Origin of the sequence: Mycobacterium sp. SMC-2 (assembly GCF_025263485.1) — a bacterium.
GTDB lineage: Bacteria > Actinomycetota > Actinomycetes > Mycobacteriales > Mycobacteriaceae > Mycobacterium.
In genome coordinates this window covers 1,304,528-1,321,749 of the sequence record NZ_CP079863.1, presented here as the reverse complement: position 1 = coordinate 1,321,749, position 17,222 = coordinate 1,304,528, and the positions used below count along the sequence as shown (strand labels likewise).

5 protein-coding genes are annotated in these 17,222 nt (G+C 67.7%); 2 read left to right on the top strand and 3 right to left on the bottom strand.

All coding sequences use genetic code 11. From position 1 onward, the window contains the following. Positions 1 to 39 precede the first annotated feature (39 nt). The gene (locus tag KXD96_RS06150; RefSeq protein ID WP_260743611.1) at positions 40 to 1,485 is read left to right on the top strand and encodes an amidase family protein; all 1,446 of its coding nucleotides are present in this window, start codon (positions 40 to 42) and stop codon (positions 1,483 to 1,485) included. An 11-nt stretch (positions 1,486 to 1,496) separates the two neighbouring features. Continuing rightward, on the top strand, positions 1,497 to 2,489 hold the full coding sequence (locus KXD96_RS06145; RefSeq protein WP_260743609.1) for an NAD-dependent epimerase/dehydratase family protein: 993 nt from the start codon (positions 1,497 to 1,499) through the stop codon (positions 2,487 to 2,489). Between the two features lie 11 nt (positions 2,490 to 2,500). On the opposite strand, the gene KXD96_RS06140 is transcribed toward KXD96_RS06145, so the two are convergent. From KXD96_RS06140 to KXD96_RS06130, 3 genes are read right to left on the bottom strand one after another with little or no spacing between them, the layout of a single operon-like run. Beyond that, entirely contained in the window at positions 2,501 to 3,868 is a 1,368-nt protein-coding gene (locus tag KXD96_RS06140) for an FAD-binding oxidoreductase (RefSeq protein WP_260743606.1), read from the bottom strand. Beyond that, entirely contained in the window at positions 3,868 to 9,219 is a 5,352-nt protein-coding gene (locus KXD96_RS06135) for a non-ribosomal peptide synthetase (RefSeq protein WP_260743604.1), read from the bottom strand. Before KXD96_RS06135 ends, KXD96_RS06140 begins: the two co-directional genes overlap by 1 nt. Next, positions 9,216 to 17,222: a type I polyketide synthase gene (locus tag KXD96_RS06130; protein WP_260743602.1), complete on the bottom strand. Its 8,007-nt coding sequence runs from the start codon at positions 17,220 to 17,222 to the stop codon at positions 9,216 to 9,218. Before KXD96_RS06130 ends, KXD96_RS06135 begins: the two co-directional genes overlap by 4 nt.

Here is a 17,222-nt window from a genome sequence, read left to right as displayed (position 1 = left end):
CCTAGACTCGTTTTCAGGGTCGGGCGCGGAAGGGCACGAATGACCACGGTTGACGATCAGGGCGGCCTGGCCTTTGCCGGGGTGGCGCTGCAGGCGCAGTTGGTGCGCGATCGTCGGATTTCGCCCCGAGCGCTGGTGGCGCTCCACCTGGAGCGGATCGCCCGACTGGACCCGCTGTTGAACGCATTTCGCGTTGTGCTGGCCGACCAGGCGATGACAGCGGCAGCGCAAGTCGAACGCCGACTGGCCGCCGGCGAGGTGCTGCCACTGGCGGGCGTGCCGATCGCGGTCAAGGACGACACCGATGTGGCGGGGGTTTCGTCGATGTGCGGCACCGGGATCGATACGGGCCCGGTCAGCACCGACAGCGCCGCGGTGCGCCGCCTTCGGGCGGCCGGGGCGGTGATCATCGGCAAGACGCACCTGCCCGAGTTCGGTGCCGTCCCTATGTGCGAGTCGCCCACCTGGGGCGTGACGCGCAATCCGTGGGATCCGTCCCGGACGGCGGGAGGTTCCAGCGGTGGTTCGGCGGCCGCGGTGGCAGCCGGCATGGTGCCCGGGGCGCTGGGCACCGATGGGGGCGGGTCGGTTCGCATCCCGGCCGCGTGCTGCGGCCTGGTGGGACTCAAAGGCCAGCGCGGGTGGATCAGCACCAGGCAATCACCCGAGCGGGCGTACCGATTCCACGGTTTGCATCACGTCGGAACGCTGGCCCGCAGCGTCGCCGATGCGGCGCTGCTGCACGACGCGATGGCCGGTGCGGAGCCCAACGACGAGATCAGCTCGCAAACGCAGGCGCCATCGTTAATGGACGCGGTATCGCGCGCACCGCGCCGTCTGCGCATCGCCATGTCGTTCAAGCCGGTGGTTCCCGTGCCGATCAGCGACGAGGTGCGCCGGCCGGTGTTGGAAACCGCCGAGTTGTTGCGCTCGCTCGGTCACGAGGTCGTCGAGCGTGACCCGCTCTATCCCCCGGCCGCGATCCTCTCCGTGTTCGCGCTGATGATGCATGGTCTCGCCGATGAAATCGGGCGGCTGCCTACACCTGAGCTACTGGAACGGCGGATTCGGGCCGAGGGGCGGACCGCCCGGCTGATTCCCGACTGGCTGGCGCACCGCGCGCTGGCCGCCCGGGAGCGGATGAGCGAGCGCGGGCTGCGGCCCATCGCCGATTGCGACTTGCTGATGACGCCGGTGCTGGCCAAGCCACCGGTGCCTGTTGGACACCTCGAGGGGCTGGGGCCAACCCGCGCCATGGTGCGGGTATTGGCGTTCATGCCGTTCACCCCGCCGCAGAACTACACCGGGCAACCGGCCATATCGATTCCAACCGGGGTCTCGCCCGGGGGCCTACCCGAAGCGGTCCATCTGGTGGGTCGGCCTCACGATGCTTCCACACTCATTTCGCTTGCCGCACAACTGGAATCGGTGCGCCCGTGGGCCCACCACCGGCCACCGACCGTGGGCTATTCGGAACCGGCCTAGGGCGACCCGCGATGCATGCCGTGGTAACCGGGGCAAGCGGGCTGCTGGGCGGCAACCTGGCCGCCGAATTGATCGCGCAGGGGCACACCGTGACCGCGACACGGCGCCCGAGCACCGACACCAGTTCGGTGGCCGACCTCCCGATCGCGTGGGTGCACGCCGACCTCGGTTCGGTCGCTGAGCTGCGCGACGTGTTTGCCGGGGCCGACGTGGTGTTCCATTGCGCTGCATGCGTTTCCACTAGGAGGAAGAACACCCCGGCGATCTCGGCCGTCAATGTTGACGCGACGCGAGCTGTCGTCGAGGCCGCGATTGCCGCCGGTACATCGCGGGTCGTGCACACCTCGACCGCAAACACGATCGGACCCACACCCGACAGCACACCCGCCGACGAGCAGACCCCATGGGGGTGGGATAAAGCCGGGCTGGCAGGGGCCTACCCAGTCACCAAACGGCGTGGTGAAATCCTCGTGCAGCGGGCCTGCGACAAGTTGGATGCGGTCATCGTCAACCCCACATACCTGGTCGGCCCGCGCGACGCCAGACCCAGTTCCGGCCGTCTCATCGTCGAGATCGCCAACCGCAGGATTCCTTACTGGACACCGGGATACAACAACTTCGCCGACGTGCGCGAGGTGGCGCGCGGAATGATCGCCGCCTGGCTGCACGGGAAACGCGGCGAACGCTACATCCTGGGCGGCCAAGAGCTGACGTACCGCGACTACATCGAGCGAGCGGCGCGGGTGGTCGGGGTCGACCCGCCTCGTAGGGGCTTGCCGTATCCGGTCGCATGGATCGCGGGTAAGGCCGGCGACCTTCTTGAGTTCGTCACCGACCGGGAAATAGCCGTGAACTCGATGTCCGTCGGATACGCGTTCAGCGACCGCTACCGGTACCGCAGCGACAAGGCGGTGCGAGAACTGGGCTATGTAGTCGCCCCCATTGAGCCTGCAATCCGCAACGCGGTCACGTGGTTTCGCGCTCGAGGCATGATCCGATCTTGAGCCGTCCGCGTTCACGTATCCGTCGCGGGCTCGATGTTTTGATTGAGGGCGAAGCGGTTGTCCGGGTCGAGGCGAGCCTTCAGCGTGGCGAGGCGCCGATAGGTGACGTCGCCGAAGCTGGCCCGGATGCGCGCCTGCCCTTCATCGCCGACGAAGTTGAGGTACGTGCTTGCCGGACCGAGGGGACGCAAAGCTTCGTACGCCTCATCGGTCCATGACTTACATCGTTCGGTGTCAGCGGGGTCGGTCCACGTGGTGATCAGATGGACGATGTAGGGATGGGTGCGGGCCGAAAAGGCGGTCGCCTCCGGCGGAACACGGCTGGGAAAGCCGCCGAGCCGGATCAGGTGCAGATGTGTTTGCGGTGTGGGGCGAGTCGACCCGAGCAGCGCGATACGCCTGATTGCTTCATCGGACAGCTCCGTCAGGAAGAGTGACTTCCAATAGTTCAGCCGGCCATACGGGGACGTGTGGTCGAGGACCTGTTGCCAAGTGCGATAGACGATTTCGCGTTGCAGTGACATCACCGGTTTCGTAGTCAGCCCGCGGACCCGCAGCAGCGCACCGATCGCGGCCTGACCGACTTCTTCGGATCCCGTCGAGCAGCCGAGGATCGCGGCCATGCGGCGTCCCGAACTCTCATCGGTGCCGAAGTCGACGAGGGACGCGAGGTGGTCCTCGGCGTTGTCCATCTGGGCGCGGAAGTGTTCGAGCACGGCCTCGGCGTCGGCGTCGTCGTAGGCTCGCACGCCCCCGATGATGTGATCGACCGGATGCAGGTCGAGCACGAAGTGTGCCACCACCCCGAAGTTGCCGCCGCCACCGCGCAGTCCCCACAAGATTTCCGGGTTCTGCGACTCGCTGACGTACAGCACTTCCCCGTTGGCGAGCACGAGCTCCGCGGCGGTCAAGTTGTCGCAGGTCAACCCGTATGTCCGGGACAACCAGCCGACGCCGCCGCCGAGCGTGAACCCGCCCACGCCCGTCGATGACACCACCCCGCCGGGGCAGGCCAGACCATGACGGGCGGTGACCTCGTCGATGTCGCGCCAGGTCGCGCCTGGCTCGACGACTGCGATTCGGTACTCGGGGTCAACGAGCACGCGGCGCATGAGGGAGAGGTCGATGAGGATGCCGCCATCGGTCGACGAGTGTCCTGCGACGCTGTGTCCGCTGCAGCGCACCGCGATCTCGGCTCCGGCGCCGACGGCGTAGCGGACGGCGGCGACGATGTCCGCGCGGGAGCGGCAGCGCAGCACAACAGCCGGCCGCTTGTCGATCAGGCCGTTGAAGACCAGCCGCGCCAAGTCATAGTCGGCGCCGTCGGGATGGACTACGTCGCCGGTGAATTCGGGAACCGCGTCGATCGTTCGTGTCATCAGAACCGGTAAGTGGTGCAGCCGACGGTGACACCCGAGCCGACCGTCAGTATCAGCGCAATGTCGCCCGGCCGTGCCAGCATATGCCGCCGGGCGTAATCCATCCCGTACGGCAGGGACGAGGTGAACAGGTCGGTGTCCGGTTCGTCATCGGAGCCGAACTCGACGAATCGTGCTCTCGGGATGCCGATCTGGGCGGCCAGTTCGTCCAGCTCTGCCGTCGAAAGCTGCGGCGAGAGCACGACCGCGATGTCGGAGGGGTCTAGTCCCTCCAGCGTCAACAGTTCCTTGGCGGCCGACGGGATGCAGCTCAGGTAAACGGCGGCGAGGTTGGGGTCGCGTTCGATCTGCAGCCGGCACCGCCCATCGCGCTGCTGAGTGTAGGTGGCGAGCGCCCCGCTGTGCTCCGGGTGCTGCTGGAAGATGAATCGGCCGAAGCCTTCCGTACCGTCGCTTCGGCTGAGCAGGATGGCCGAGCCTGTCTGGCTGATGCCGTTCAACGGATAGCCGCTCTCGCGAGAGTTGCTTTCTGCCTCCGAGGCCACCACCATCGCATGTTCGGCCTTTCCCGCCCCGATCATTCCCGCGGCGACGTGGCAGGCGTTGAGGAAGCCGACCGCGCCGTTGAGGACGTCGAAGGCGAGGGTCTTAGGCCCGTCCGGGGACTGTACCTCGCCGTTGATTCCCAGTTCGCCGGCGACGAGCGAGGCAACTGCCGGTTCGCTGAGAAAGTCGTCGCGGTAGATGCCGGCATGGATGATCAGATCGACCGCCGCCCGATCAAGGCTGCTTCCGTCCAGGCACGCCGCCGCCGCTTGCACCGCCAACTGTATCGAGCTCGGAGCGCTCGATTGCCCAACGGGAGCGATCCCTACGCTGTCGATGCGCACCCGGGGCGTCGCCGGTACCTCTTTGCGGTAACCGTCGGTCCGAATGCCGTGGCTGTGCTGGCCGCTGGCGCCTCGGCGCATCCGGTCAGGCAGGTCGTCGAAGGTATACAGGGCGGCGCCGATGGTCTGTCCGGAGCCGGTGATGGAAAAGACCACGTTGTCTCCCGACTTGATCCGGTTGCTGAGGATGTAGTCGTACAGCGCGACGAAGTGTGTCGTGCTGGCGGTGTTCCCCCGCTCCGCCACGTTGTAGATGGTGTTGTCCCGGTTGGCCGCGCCTGGTCCGAACAGTTGGTTGATGGCGACGACCGCATCGTTGAGCGACGCCTCCGACGTCTGGTGCATCAGCAGGTGGTCACAGGTCTCCGGCCGCCACCCGTGCCGCTGCATAACCGCAGCGACGTAGGGCACCGCATGCTTGACCGCGATCGCGGTCTGCGTGACGGAGTCGGTGAACATGATGGCGCCGCCGTGCGGGCCCTCCGTCGCCTTTGCGATGCACAGCTTGCAATAGCGGCTGAAGGTGGCGATATCGATGTCGTGGAAGCCGACGCGGCCATTGGGCCCGCGTTCCAGAATCACCGCCGCGCCGGCGTCACCGAGGGTCAGGCAGGCGAGCCGCGGGTCCATCGGCCCCTCGATTTCCTTTTGCGCGGTCTCGGTGAGGTGGCTGATGTATTCGCCGCTGACCACCAGGGCGTTCCGAACCAGTCCGGTCTGCAGGAATGCGTCCGCCACGGTGATGCCGGTGAACATCCCGGCACAGGCGTTGCTGATGTCGAAGGCCAGCGCGTTGGCAAAGCCGCATTGATCGCGCAGCCGCGAGGCGGTGCTGGGCTCGAGGGTGAACCTGTGCCCGAGGCCGTCGCGGCGGGAGATGTTGCAGGCGATGACCAGGTCGATCTCCTCGCGCCGATAGCTCGACCGGGACAGACAGTCGTCCGCCGCCTTCCTGGCAATGTCGATCGAGAACTCGTCCTCGCCGACCACCCGTCTGTTCTTGATGCCGGTCAGGCGTTCCAGCGGTAGGCGAATCTCGTTGGCGCACTCGGCCATAACCGTCTTCGTCGACACCGTCCGCGCCGGCAAGTACACGCCGATGCTTTCGATCACCGTGTTTCGCTTTTCCTGGGTTGTGGCTTGCACGGGTTTCTCGGGGGCGGGTGCAGTGACGCCCACCTCGGCGGGGCTTTCGCGGTGATTCGTTCCCTCGCCGGCGATCGGACCGTACTCGGCCGCGAGCTCGGCGATCGTGCCGTACACGAACATCGACTCCGGCCGCAACGGCAGGCCGGCCGCGTTCGCCCGCACGGCGACCTCCAGGCTCTGGGTCGAGGCACCACCGAGAGCGAAGAAGTCGTCGTTGACGCCGACCCGCTCCAGACCCATTACGGCACACCAGATTTCGGCCAGGACCTGTTCGGTGCGGGTGCGCGGAGCGACGAATGCCGGCTCCTGCGGCACCGATGCGCTGTCGACTGCCATCAAGGCCTTGCGGTCCACCTTCCCGCTCGACGTGAGCGGCAGCGCGTCCCTCACCTCGAAGACTGCGGGCACCATGGCGGCGGGAAGCAGCTCAATCAGGAAGCGGCGCAGCTCGGCTGTCGTCGGCGCGGCGCCGCCGGCCGGCACCACATACGCGACAAGGATGGGGTTTCCGCGGCTGTCGGTTCTGATCACCACCGCGTTCTCGGCCACCGCGGGATGCTGCGACAGCGCGGCCTCCACCTCGCCCGGCTCAATCCGGAAGCCGTGGATCTTGACCTGGAAGTCGATGCGTCCCAGGTAGTCGATGTTGCCGTCGGGCAGATATCTGGTCAGGTCGCCGGTACGGTAGAGCCGCTGGCCGGGGTCCGCGGGATCACCGCCGAACGGATCGGCGACAAAGATGCTGGCCGTCAGATCGGGCCGGCCGAGGTACCCGCGCCCCAGCCCGACACCGCCGATGAACAGCTCGCCGGGCACACCCACCGGCACCGGTTGGAGGTGCGCGTCCAGAATGTGCGCGCGGATGTTGGCGATCGGTCGCCCGATCGGCACCAGTGTGCCGGATTCGCCGCGCTGGCAATGGAATCCGGTGACGTCGATCGCGGCCTCGGTGGGACCGTAGAGGTTGTAGAGCTCGGCGTCCAGCGTGGCCAGGAAGCGGTCCCGCAAGTCATACGGCAGTGCCTCGCCGCTGCAGAACACCTGGCGCAGCGCGGTGCACGCGGCCGCGCCGGGCTCGGCGAGGAAGCGGCGCATCATCGACGGGACGAAATGCATTGTGGTGACGGCCTGCTCGACGATGGTCCGAACCAGGTATGCGGCGTCCTTGTGGCCCTCGGGTTTTGCGATGACCAGCCGGGCGCCGACGATCAGCGGCCAGAAAAGCTCCCAGACGGACGGATCGAAGCTCACCGGGGTCTTGTGCAGCACCCGGTCGTCGGCGGTCAGCCGGTAGGCGTCTTGCATCCACAGCAGCCGGTTACGGATCCCGGCGTGGGTGTTGAGCGTTCCCTTCGGCTTGCCGGTAGAACCGGACGTGTGAATGACGTACGCGAGGTTTGCCGACCTTGTAGGGGCGACCGTCTCGGCGATGGAAGCGGCGGTGGCGTCGTCGCCCGACGGTGCGGACGGAACGTCCAGGCAGAGCCGGTGGCCGGTGAAGCCGGGCGGCAGGTGGGCCAGCTGGTCCTGGTGGGTGACGCAGACCGGCGCGTCCGGTACGTCGTCCAGCATCGTGGCCATGCGCTGCGCGGGCTGCGCCGAGTCGAGCGGCATGAACGCGCCGCCCGCCTTGAGCACGCCGAGCAGCGCCACCACCAGGTCCTCGGAGCGGTCCAGCAGGACGGGCACGACGATCTCGGGACCTACGCCAAGCTGCTGCAGCCGGCGCGCCAGACCGTTGGCCCGCCGGTCGAGTTCCGCATAGGTCAGCTCGCGGTCATCACACATCACCGCGACGGCGTCCGGGACGCGTGCGACTGTGGCTTCGACCATCTCGTGCAGGCAGGCCGGGCCGTCATAGACGACCTCGGTCTGGTTCCAGGCGGCCCGCTGACGGCGCTCCTCCTCGGTAAGCAACGGCAGCTGCGAGACCCGCCGGCCGGGATCGGCGACGATACCGCCGAGGAGGGTGGCGAAGTGCCCGGCCATCCGCTCGATCGTGGCGGCGTCGAAGAGGTCGGTGTTGTACTGCAGCACACCGGACAACTTCCCGTCGTGTTCGCCTATCTCCATCATCAGATCGAACGGTGCGCCGCCCTGCCCGACGTGGAGGGTTTCCAGCCGCAGCCCCCCGCTTTCCGGGCCCGTCCCGTCGGAGAAGCGACGCGTTTGTTCCCAGGCGAACGAGACCTGGAACAGTGGCGTGCGGCCGGGGTCGCGCACCGGCCGAAGCCGCTCAACGAGTAGCGCGAAGGGATAGTCCTGGTGTGCGAGGGCGCCCTGCACGGTTTCTTTGACGCGGCCGAGCAAGTCCGTGAACGTCGGATCGTCGTGCAGGTCAGCGCGCAGCGCGACCGGATTGGTGAGGTAGCCGACCAGACCCTCCAGCGCGACCCGGTCACGGCACGCGAAAGGTGAGCCGACCACCAGGTCGCCCTGGCCGCTGTAGCGGTGCAGCAACGTCGCGTAGGCCGCCAGCAGTGTCATGTAAGGCGTCGCCCCCACGCTCCGGCCCAGCTGCTTGATCCCGTCCGTCACCGTCTCGTCGACGGTGAAGCGGTGCACGGTGCCCGGGTAGGTCTGGACGGCCGGTCGCGGCCGGTCGGTGGGCAATTGAAGCAGCGGCAGGTCGCCGGCCAACTGCTCACGCCAGTAGGCCCAGAGGTCCTCGCCTTCCGCACCTGCGAGCATCCGGGTCTGCTGGTCGGCGTACTCGACGAAGCTTTCCGCGGGCGGCGCAGGCGGGGCCGCACCGTGCTCGGCGGCGTACAGCAGGCGCAGCTCGTCGAGAATGACGTCGATGGACCAGAAGTCGACGGCGATGTGATGCAGACCCAAAAGGAGTACATGTTCCTCGGGTGTGCGCTCTAGCAGCGTCAGCCGCAATACCGGACCGGTGTACAGGTCGAAAGGACGATCGGTCTCCCGGCGGATCCACTCGTCGAGCTCGGGATCGCCCGGGCCGAGGTGGTGGCGGGCGATCCGCACCGGCCAGTGCGGATGGACGAGCTGGACCGGCTGCCCGTCGCGCTCGCCGTACGTGGTCCGCAGCATCGGATGCCGGTCGACGAGGGCCTGGGCAGCGCGTTCGAGCGCCGGCACGTCGAGCTCACCGCGGATCCGCCCGGCATACGTGACGGTGTAGGCGGTGCTGGCCGGTGCGAGTTTGTGGATGAACCACATGGATCGCTGCCCGTACGACATCGGATACACCGAGGCCGCCTCCTCCGCTTCCTCCATGAGCAGCTGGGACAGCAGCGCGCGTTTCTTCTCGGGAGACAGCCCAGAGATGTCGACGGACTGATCGGTCATCGCTGCCTTCTTTTCCGGCAAGCTGTCGCTCGCCCCCCCTTATCGGCTCCTCTTTCGGCCAGGACCTTCTGGAGCATTTCTTCCACGGCCTTGTCCGAAAGATCAGGCACGCGGGTGAGCAGGTCGATCCCGCGTGACGGCGCACCGGCCGTTTTCTTCGTGGCCGTTTTCTTCGCGGCGGCCTTCTTCGCGGCGGCCTTCCGCGGCGGCCCCCCGTTGGGTTGCGTCGCGGGCATGCCGGCCGCTACCGAAGGCAGGTGGTCGCGAAGCCATTCGGCGAGGCTGGCCACGCTCGGCCCCTCCAGCAGCCGGGTGACCGGCACGACGACGCCGAGGTCGCGTTCGACCTGCATCCGCAGCTCCAACGTGATGAGCGAGTCGACGCCGAGGGTGCCCAGCGGCGCCTGGATGTCCAGGTTCGATGGGGCCAGACCGAGTTTGCCGGCAGCGAGCTCGCACAGGTACGACTCGAGCAGCCGTTGGCGCTCCTCCGGCGTCGCCCCCTGCAGCTCGTCGTAGAGAGCAATTCCCGGCGCGGTCGCGGCCCCGGCTCGCGGCTTGTCGCCCGAGCTCGCAACGCCAAGCTCCGCAAGCAGCGGCGGCTGCACGTCGGGCTGCCAGCGCGCCCAGTCGATGTCCAAGACCACGGCCTGCGTCACCGACCTCGCCAGCAAGGACGCCAGTGCCCGGAGACTGTCAGCCGCCGACATAGCCTCGACGCCGTATTGGGCGAAGTAGCTTTGCAACTCAGACCGGGTGAAGAAGCCGAGCTCAGCCCATGGCCCCCAGTTGACGCTCAACGCCGGCCGGCCTTCGGCACGGCGGTGCCACGCCAACGCATCCAGGAAAGCGTTCGCCGCCGCGTAGTTCGCTGCCCCGGGCGGGCCCAGCAGGGACGCGGCCGACGAAAACAGCACGAAGAAGTCCAGTTCCGCGTCTGAAGTCAGCGCGTGCAGGTTCCAGGCGCCCTGAACCTTGGGCGCCATGACCTTGCGGAGTTTTTGCTCGTCGAGGCATTGCAGGATGGCGTCGTCGGCGATCCCGGCCGCATGCACCACCCCGCGTAGCGGCGGCATCGACTCGCCGATCGACTCGAGGACGGCCGCAACCTGGTCGGCTTTGGCGACGTCGCCCTGCGCGACGATCACCTCGGTGCCGGCCGCTCGCAGCGCGTCCAGCGTCTCCTGCGCCGATGCCGAGGCGTCGCCGCGCCCCACCACGACCAGATGCCGGGCACCGTGCTCAGCCATCCAGTTGGCCACCACGAGTCCGAGCGCGCCTAGCCCACCGGTGATGAGATAGGTGGCTTCTTCCGTGAAAGCCGCGGTCTCGGTGGGTTCCGGCGCGTCGTAGTGGTTCAGCCGCTCGACATAGCGGCGGCTGCCCCGCAGTGCCACGTCACCGTCGCGGGCATCCACCCACACCTCCTGGAACAGCGCCCCGACCTCTTCCGGCCCGCCACCGGCGGACAGGTCGACACAGGTGCAGCGCAGTTCCGGGTGTTCATGCTCGATGGTGCGGGCCATCCCCCACACCGGAGCCTGGGCGATCGACACGGGTTCGGTTCCGGTTTCTGGGGTCCCCGTCACCTGCGCTCCGCCGGTCACCAGCCACAGCCGCGGCGGGGCCGACCAACCCGCCCGCGCCAGCGCTTGCACGAGATGCAGCACGCTCACCGGGCCAAGGGTGGTGGCCGACTCCAGCGACTCCGGCGACGTGTCGGCCGGCGGTGCGGCCAGCAGGTCCCACAGGTGCACGACCCCACGGCACGGTGGCCGCTCGTCGGTGAACGCGTCTTCGAGCAGCCGCCGAAAGTGGTCGGGCTGCGTCGGGTCAAGACGGTAACTGTCCGGTGTGAGACGCTCGAAGTCTTGATGATCCAGGCCCGGCTCGACCAACACGCATGTTTGAGAATGCGATTCGAGGTGGTCCCGCAGGGTGTCCGCGACGACCCCGCCATCGCTCAACACAAGCCAGCTTCCGGCTTCGACCGGCCGGCTCGACCCGTCCCGCCCCGACAGGGATGCGGGCTGCCACCGCAGCTGGTACATCCAGTCGCGCAGACCCGCCTTCTCCGTCGTGTCACCGGGGGCCTGTTGGAGCAGGTCGGCGCTGGTGCCGGACGCCGCGGTAATCGTCGTGCCGCCGTCCATCCAGGAATGGACACGCTGCCACGGATAGGTCGGTGCGGCTACGAAGTGGCTGCCCGAGGGGTACAGCTGCTCCCAGGCAACTGGCTGACCAAGGGTGTAGAGGGTGCCGAGCGACGCCAGCGCGGTCGCTCGTCCCCCGTCGTCACGCCGCATCGACGGCAGCGACGTACAACTCCGCCGCATGTCATCGGCGTCCTCGCGGATAGAGGTCAGCAAGACCGGGTGCGGGCTGATCTCCACAACCGTGTCATGCCCGCCCTCCAGCAGCCCGCGCAGTGCGGGCGAGAAGTGCACCGACGAGCGCAGGTTCTCCGCCCAATAGTCGGCGTCGGACAAGCGGTCGGTCAGCAGGTCACCGGTCACCGTGGAGTAGATGGGTATCGCCGGTGCGGTGGCCCGCAGTCCGGCTAGGCCGGCGCGCAAAGCGGGAACCAATGCGTCCATCTGCGGACTGTGGGCGGCCACATCGACGTCGACCCACCGGCAGAACCGGTCGCGTTGCTGCAACACCTCCATCAGCTCCGCCAAAACCGTTTGATCCCCGGACAACACCGTCGATCGGTGGCTGTTGCTGGCGGCGATCGCTACCTCGCCCTCCCGGCCGGCGATCAGCTCCTGCGCTTCGACCAGGCTCAGCTCCGCCGCCATCATCGTTCCGCGGCCACGCACCGTGCGAAGCATCAGGGCCCGGGTGCAGATCACCCGTGCGGCGTCGTCGAGGCTCAGCGCACCGGCGACGTGCGCCGCCGCAACTTCACCCATGCTGTGCCCCACCACCGCGGTGGGCTCGACCCCCCACGACCGCCACAGTGCGGCCAGCGCCACCTGGACGGCGAAGATCGCCGGTTGGATCAGGCCGATGTCGGTGAGTTCGGTGTCCTCGGCCAGCGCCTCGAGCACCGAGCTTCCCAGACAAGGCTTTAGCGCGCGGTCGCACGCGGCCAGGGCTTCGCGGAACACCGGCTCCTGGGCCTGCAGTCGCTGACCCATGCCCACCCACTGCGAGCCTTGGCCGGGGAAGACGAACACCACGTCGGATCGCTCACCGGGGCGGCACTGTCCCGCGGATATCCCGGGCCGCGACTGTCCGTTCCGGTAGGCGGCCAGGGATTCCGACATCGCTGCGGGGGAGTCGGCGACCACCGCCAACCGATGCTCGAGATGGCCGCGGCGGGCGCCGGCCGTGTAACACAGGTCGGCCAGCCCCACCCCGGATGCCAGCGCCGACTCGTACCTGTCGGCCAGTGCCGCCAGCGCCTCGGGCGAGCGCGCCGAAAGCGGCAGCAACTCCGCTCGATCCGGTGCCGCGCCGGGCGCCGGCACGGCGGACCGCACCTGCGGGGCCTCCGTAAGCACGGCGTGCGCGTTGGTGCCGCCCATGCCGAACGAGCTGACACTGGCGACCGCCCTTCCGCCGTTTTCCGGCCACGGGGTGAGGGTTTGCGCCACCCGCACCGGCAGGCTGTCAAAGGGGATCTCGGGGTTTGGCTCGACGAAGTTGAGGCTGGGCGGAATCGCCTTGTGCTGCAACGCCAGCGCCACCTTGATGAGCCCCGCCACTCCGGCGGCCGCCTCCAAGTGGCCGATGTTCGTCTTGACCGAGCCGATCATGCACGGGCTCCCCGGCGGACGGCCCTCCCCCAGCACCGTGCCCAGCGCATTGGCCTCGATCGCGTCGCCGAGGAACGTTCCGGTGCCGTGCGCTTCAACGTACTGGGCGGTGCCGGGGGAAAGACCGGCACGGCGGTATGCCGCGGCCAGCACGGCTTCCTGCGATTGCCGGCTGGGTGCGATCAGCCCGTTCGTCCGGCCGTCCTGGTTGATCGCGGTGCCGCGGATCACCGCATAGATCGGGTCGTTGTCGGCCAGTGCGCGACTGAGTGGTTTGAGGACGACCATCCCGGCGCCTTCACCCCGCACGTAGCCGTCCGCCCCGGCGTCGAAAGTCTTGGAACGACCGTCTGGCGCCATCAGCCGGGCCTTGGTGAAGTTGATCATGAGCGCCGGGGACAGGATGACGTTGACGCCGCCGGCCAGGGCCAACGAGCACTCCCCGTCGCGGAGGCTGCGGCAGGCCAGGTGCACGGCGACCAACGACGACGAGCAGGCGGTGTCGATCGCCATGCTCGGTCCGTGGAAGTCGTAGAAGTACGAGAGCCGGTTGGCCGCGATGCTCAACGCGTTTCCGGTCCCCGTGTAAGCGTCGACGAGCTCTAGCTGGCCGGCCCGCAGGTTCGCGTAGTCGGTGGTGGAGATGCCGACGAAGACGCCGGTGTCGCTACCGGCAAGCCGCTCCGGCACCTGCCCGGCGTCTTCCAGTGCCTCCCAAGCCACTTCGAGGACCAGCCGCTGCTGGGGATCCATCTGCGCGGACTCCCTCGGCGAGATGCCGAAGAACGCGAAGTCGAACTTGTCGATTCCGGGCACGAAACCGGCCCGTCGGGTGACCGAGGTACCCGGCGCCGACGGATCTGCGTCGTAGAAGGCATCGGCGTCCCAGCGATCCGGCGGTATCTCGCTGATCGCGTCGACGCCGTCCGCCAGCAGCTGCCAGAAGGCCGCCGGCCCGTCGGCGCCCGGAAAACGGCAGCCGATGCCGATGATGGCGATCGGCTCGTCGGCGGCGCACGCGCCGACGCCGACCGCCGCCGGTGCGGGAGTGCGGTCGGTGCCGGCAGTCTCCTCGGCCAGATGACGCGAAAGAAGGTTGATCGTCGGGTATTCGTAGGCGAGCGTGGGCGAAAGTTCGCGTCCGAGCCAGGATTCCAGTGCGGCGATCAGCCGGGTGGCGCGGACGGAGTCCAGGCCGTAGTAGGCGAACGGACGGGACGGGTCGATATCCGTTGCCGGGACGCCGAATTCACCGGACAGTTGGGAGACCAACCAGTCCGCGATCTCCGCGGCGCTGCGCCCGCGGTGTTCCGACGGGGCAGCCTCGGGACGGGCGTCGGCCAGCGGTGCGCGCCATTCAACGATCGTCTCGAGTTCACCGTCGAGGAACTGCTCCCGACAGGCGGACCGCCGAACCTTTCCGCTGGACGTGGTGGGAATCTTCAACGGCTCCACCAAAACAACGGCTCCGGCCTGGATCTCGTGGTGCTCGGTGATCGCGGTCCGGATTGCGCCCACGATCTCGTTGAGTTCGGCTTCGCCGAGCTGTTGGTGGTTCACCTCCTGCACGACGACGAGCTGCTCGGCGAAATCCGGTCCGGGGACCGAGAAGACCGCACCCCGGCCGCGCATCAGTGCGGCGTGGCAGGCCTGCACGGTCAGCTCGATGTCCTCGGGGTAATGATTGTTGCCGCGGATGATGATCAGATCCTTGCGGCGTCCCGTGACGAACAACTCCCCGGAACTCAAGAACCCCAGGTCACCGGTACGGAAGAACGGGCCGTCCCCGGTGTCCGCGAGATGCGCCGCGAATGCCGCTTCGGTCTGTTCGGGCTTTTGCCAGTAGCCCTGTGCAACGCTCGGCCCGGCGACCCAGACCTCGCCCACCTCGTCAGCCCCGCACGGCCGCCGGGTCTCCGGGTCGACGATCACGACCTGCTGGCCACCTTGCGGCCGACCGCAACCGACCAACGCTGCCGCGCTCGGATTTTCCGGCGCGACCTCCGCGACCCGGCGTTCCCGTAGTGCGACGCGATCTACGTGGCGAACCACCGGTACTGGGGCTTCCGACCCGCCGGAAACCAGCAGCGTGGCCTCGGCCAGTCCATACACCGGATAAAACGCCTCCGGCCGAAAACCGGCCGGGGCGAACGCCTCGGCGAAACCCTGCAGGGTCGCGGGACGTACCGGCTCCGCACCGCACATGGCGATAGACCAGTTGGAAAGATCGAGCGCCGCACGCTCTTCGGGGGTGCTGAGTTCGACGCACAGGTCGTAGGAGAAGTTGGGTGCGGCGGTAATCACGGCGTGATGCCGGGACATCGCTTCCAGCCACCGCATTGGGCGCTTGATGAACGCGCCCGGCGGCATGAGGGCGGAGGTACCCCCGACGTAGAGCGTCTCGAGGATGCCGCCGATGAGACCCATGTCGTGGTAGGGCGGCAGCCAGAACACACCATGGGCGTTGGTGTCGAATCCCGACTTCCACGTCCGCCGGATGGTTTCCAGGTTGTGGACCAGGTTACCGTGCGACAGCACAACGCCTTTCGGTGTGGCCGTGGAGCCCGAGGTGTACTGCACCATGGCGACCGTGCCGGCGTCGATGTCCGGTGGAACCCACGGCCGGTCGTCGCCCGCCGTGTCGGTGAGGGCCCAGCGCAACGGACGCCCCTTGACCAGCCCGTCCACCGTGACCTTGATTCTCGCCTGCGTCTCGGTGGTGGACAGAGCGAAGCCCGGTTGCGCGTCGGTGATGATCGCCTCGACGCGCGGGACCAGATGATCGCGTACCGGCGGATGCATCGGTACGGCGACGGCTCCGGCGTAAAGGCACCCGAACAAGGCGGCGACAAAGTCAAGGCCCGGCTGGCACAGGACCAGGACACGCTCGCCGGCTGCGCCCAGTCGCTGTAGGTTCGAGGCGATCTGCTGCGCGTGGGCATCCAGTTGCTGATAGCTCAGCCGGCTGACTTCTTTTTCCTCGCCGTCGCGAGAGAAGGTGAACGCAAGCTTGTCCCGATAGCGTGCGGCTCGCTGCTGCAATTGCCCAACCAGCGTCGGCGCGGTAAGTGGCGCGTAATCTGACATTTTCCAACCTGATTCGACGCCATATTCCGCGCGCTCGGCATTGTTTTTGTCGGCGGCGCTCACCGCGCTCCCCCTATCGGCCTTGGGGCGGCCACTCGATTTACGCCCGCCCGCCATCAGCGTTGCTTCGTCAGGTCGGCGGTTGGTGTCGGTATTTCCTTGCTCTACGCCGCTTTTGGGGCGTTCGATGACGCGGCCCTCGGTGTGGGTCTGGAGCAGGTTGCGGAATGCCTCGACGGTATAGCCGGTTACGATCGCTTCGGTGCGGGCGCGCACCGTTGCCGAGCGGGCCATGCGGAACAACGGCCCGAGCTCGCCGACATGCTCGCCGCGGGTGGCAATCTTGACCAGTTCCTCGGCCCCGTCCGCCGATTCGCGCACGACCTCTAGTTCCCCGTCGGCGACGACATATATCAAGTCCCCCATGCTGCCCTGCTCGAACAGCACCGAACCGCGTGCCAGGCTCACGGTTTGGGGCTCGGAGTCGATGGCGGTGACATCTGGCAGCAGCCTGACCACGTGGTCGGCGAACGGCAAGATCCGTGTGTCGTGAGTGGCGACCACGACGATGCGATCACCGCTGGCCAACTCGCGGAGCAGCCGCAGCACCGCTTGCACCTGGGCTTGGTCCAGGTGCGCCGTGGGTTCGTCGGCCAAGATCAGCGATGGGTCCAAGGCGATCGCGCGGGCCACCGCCACCCGTTCACGCTGACCGCCGCTGAGGTCACCGGGCCGATGTGTCATGCGATCCTGCAGCCCGAAGCGGGTCAGCAGTTCCTCGCCGCGTTCGCGCGCCGCGCGCCGCGACCAGCCGGCCGCCCACAGCGGCACCGCCACGTTCTCCAATGCGGTGAGGCTCGGCACCAGGTTGAAGGATTGAAAGACGAAACCCACGGTTTGGCGCCGGTAAGTGGTCAACCTGCGGCGGTCCAGCGTTGTGACGTCGATGTCACCGACCTGGATGCGTCCGGCGGTGGGACTGAGGATGCCACCGATACACGACAGCAATGTGGTCTTTCCGCACCCGCTGGGGCCCAACACGATCACTAGGGACCCGGCCGGTACCTCCAGATTCAGACCGTCGATGACTCGGAGCGCCTCCCCACCGATCGAGTACTCGACGACGAGATCATTGATGCGCAGATCCCCCAT

Excerpts from the sequence above, each read along its gene's own strand:
- KXD96_RS06150 (WP_260743611.1), top strand. The coding sequence starts at position 40 with ATGACCACGGTTGACGATCAGGGCGGCCTGGCCTTTGCCGGGGTGGCG.
- KXD96_RS06130 (WP_260743602.1), bottom strand. The coding sequence starts at position 17,222 with ATGGGGGATCTGCGCATCAATGATCTCGTCGTCGAGTACTCGATCGGT.
- KXD96_RS06135 (WP_260743604.1), bottom strand. The coding sequence starts at position 9,219 with ATGACCGATCAGTCCGTCGACATCTCTGGGCTGTCTCCCGAGAAGAAA.
- KXD96_RS06145 (WP_260743609.1), top strand. The coding sequence starts at position 1,497 with ATGCATGCCGTGGTAACCGGGGCAAGCGGGCTGCTGGGCGGCAACCTG.
- KXD96_RS06140 (WP_260743606.1), bottom strand. The coding sequence starts at position 3,868 with ATGACACGAACGATCGACGCGGTTCCCGAATTCACCGGCGACGTAGTC.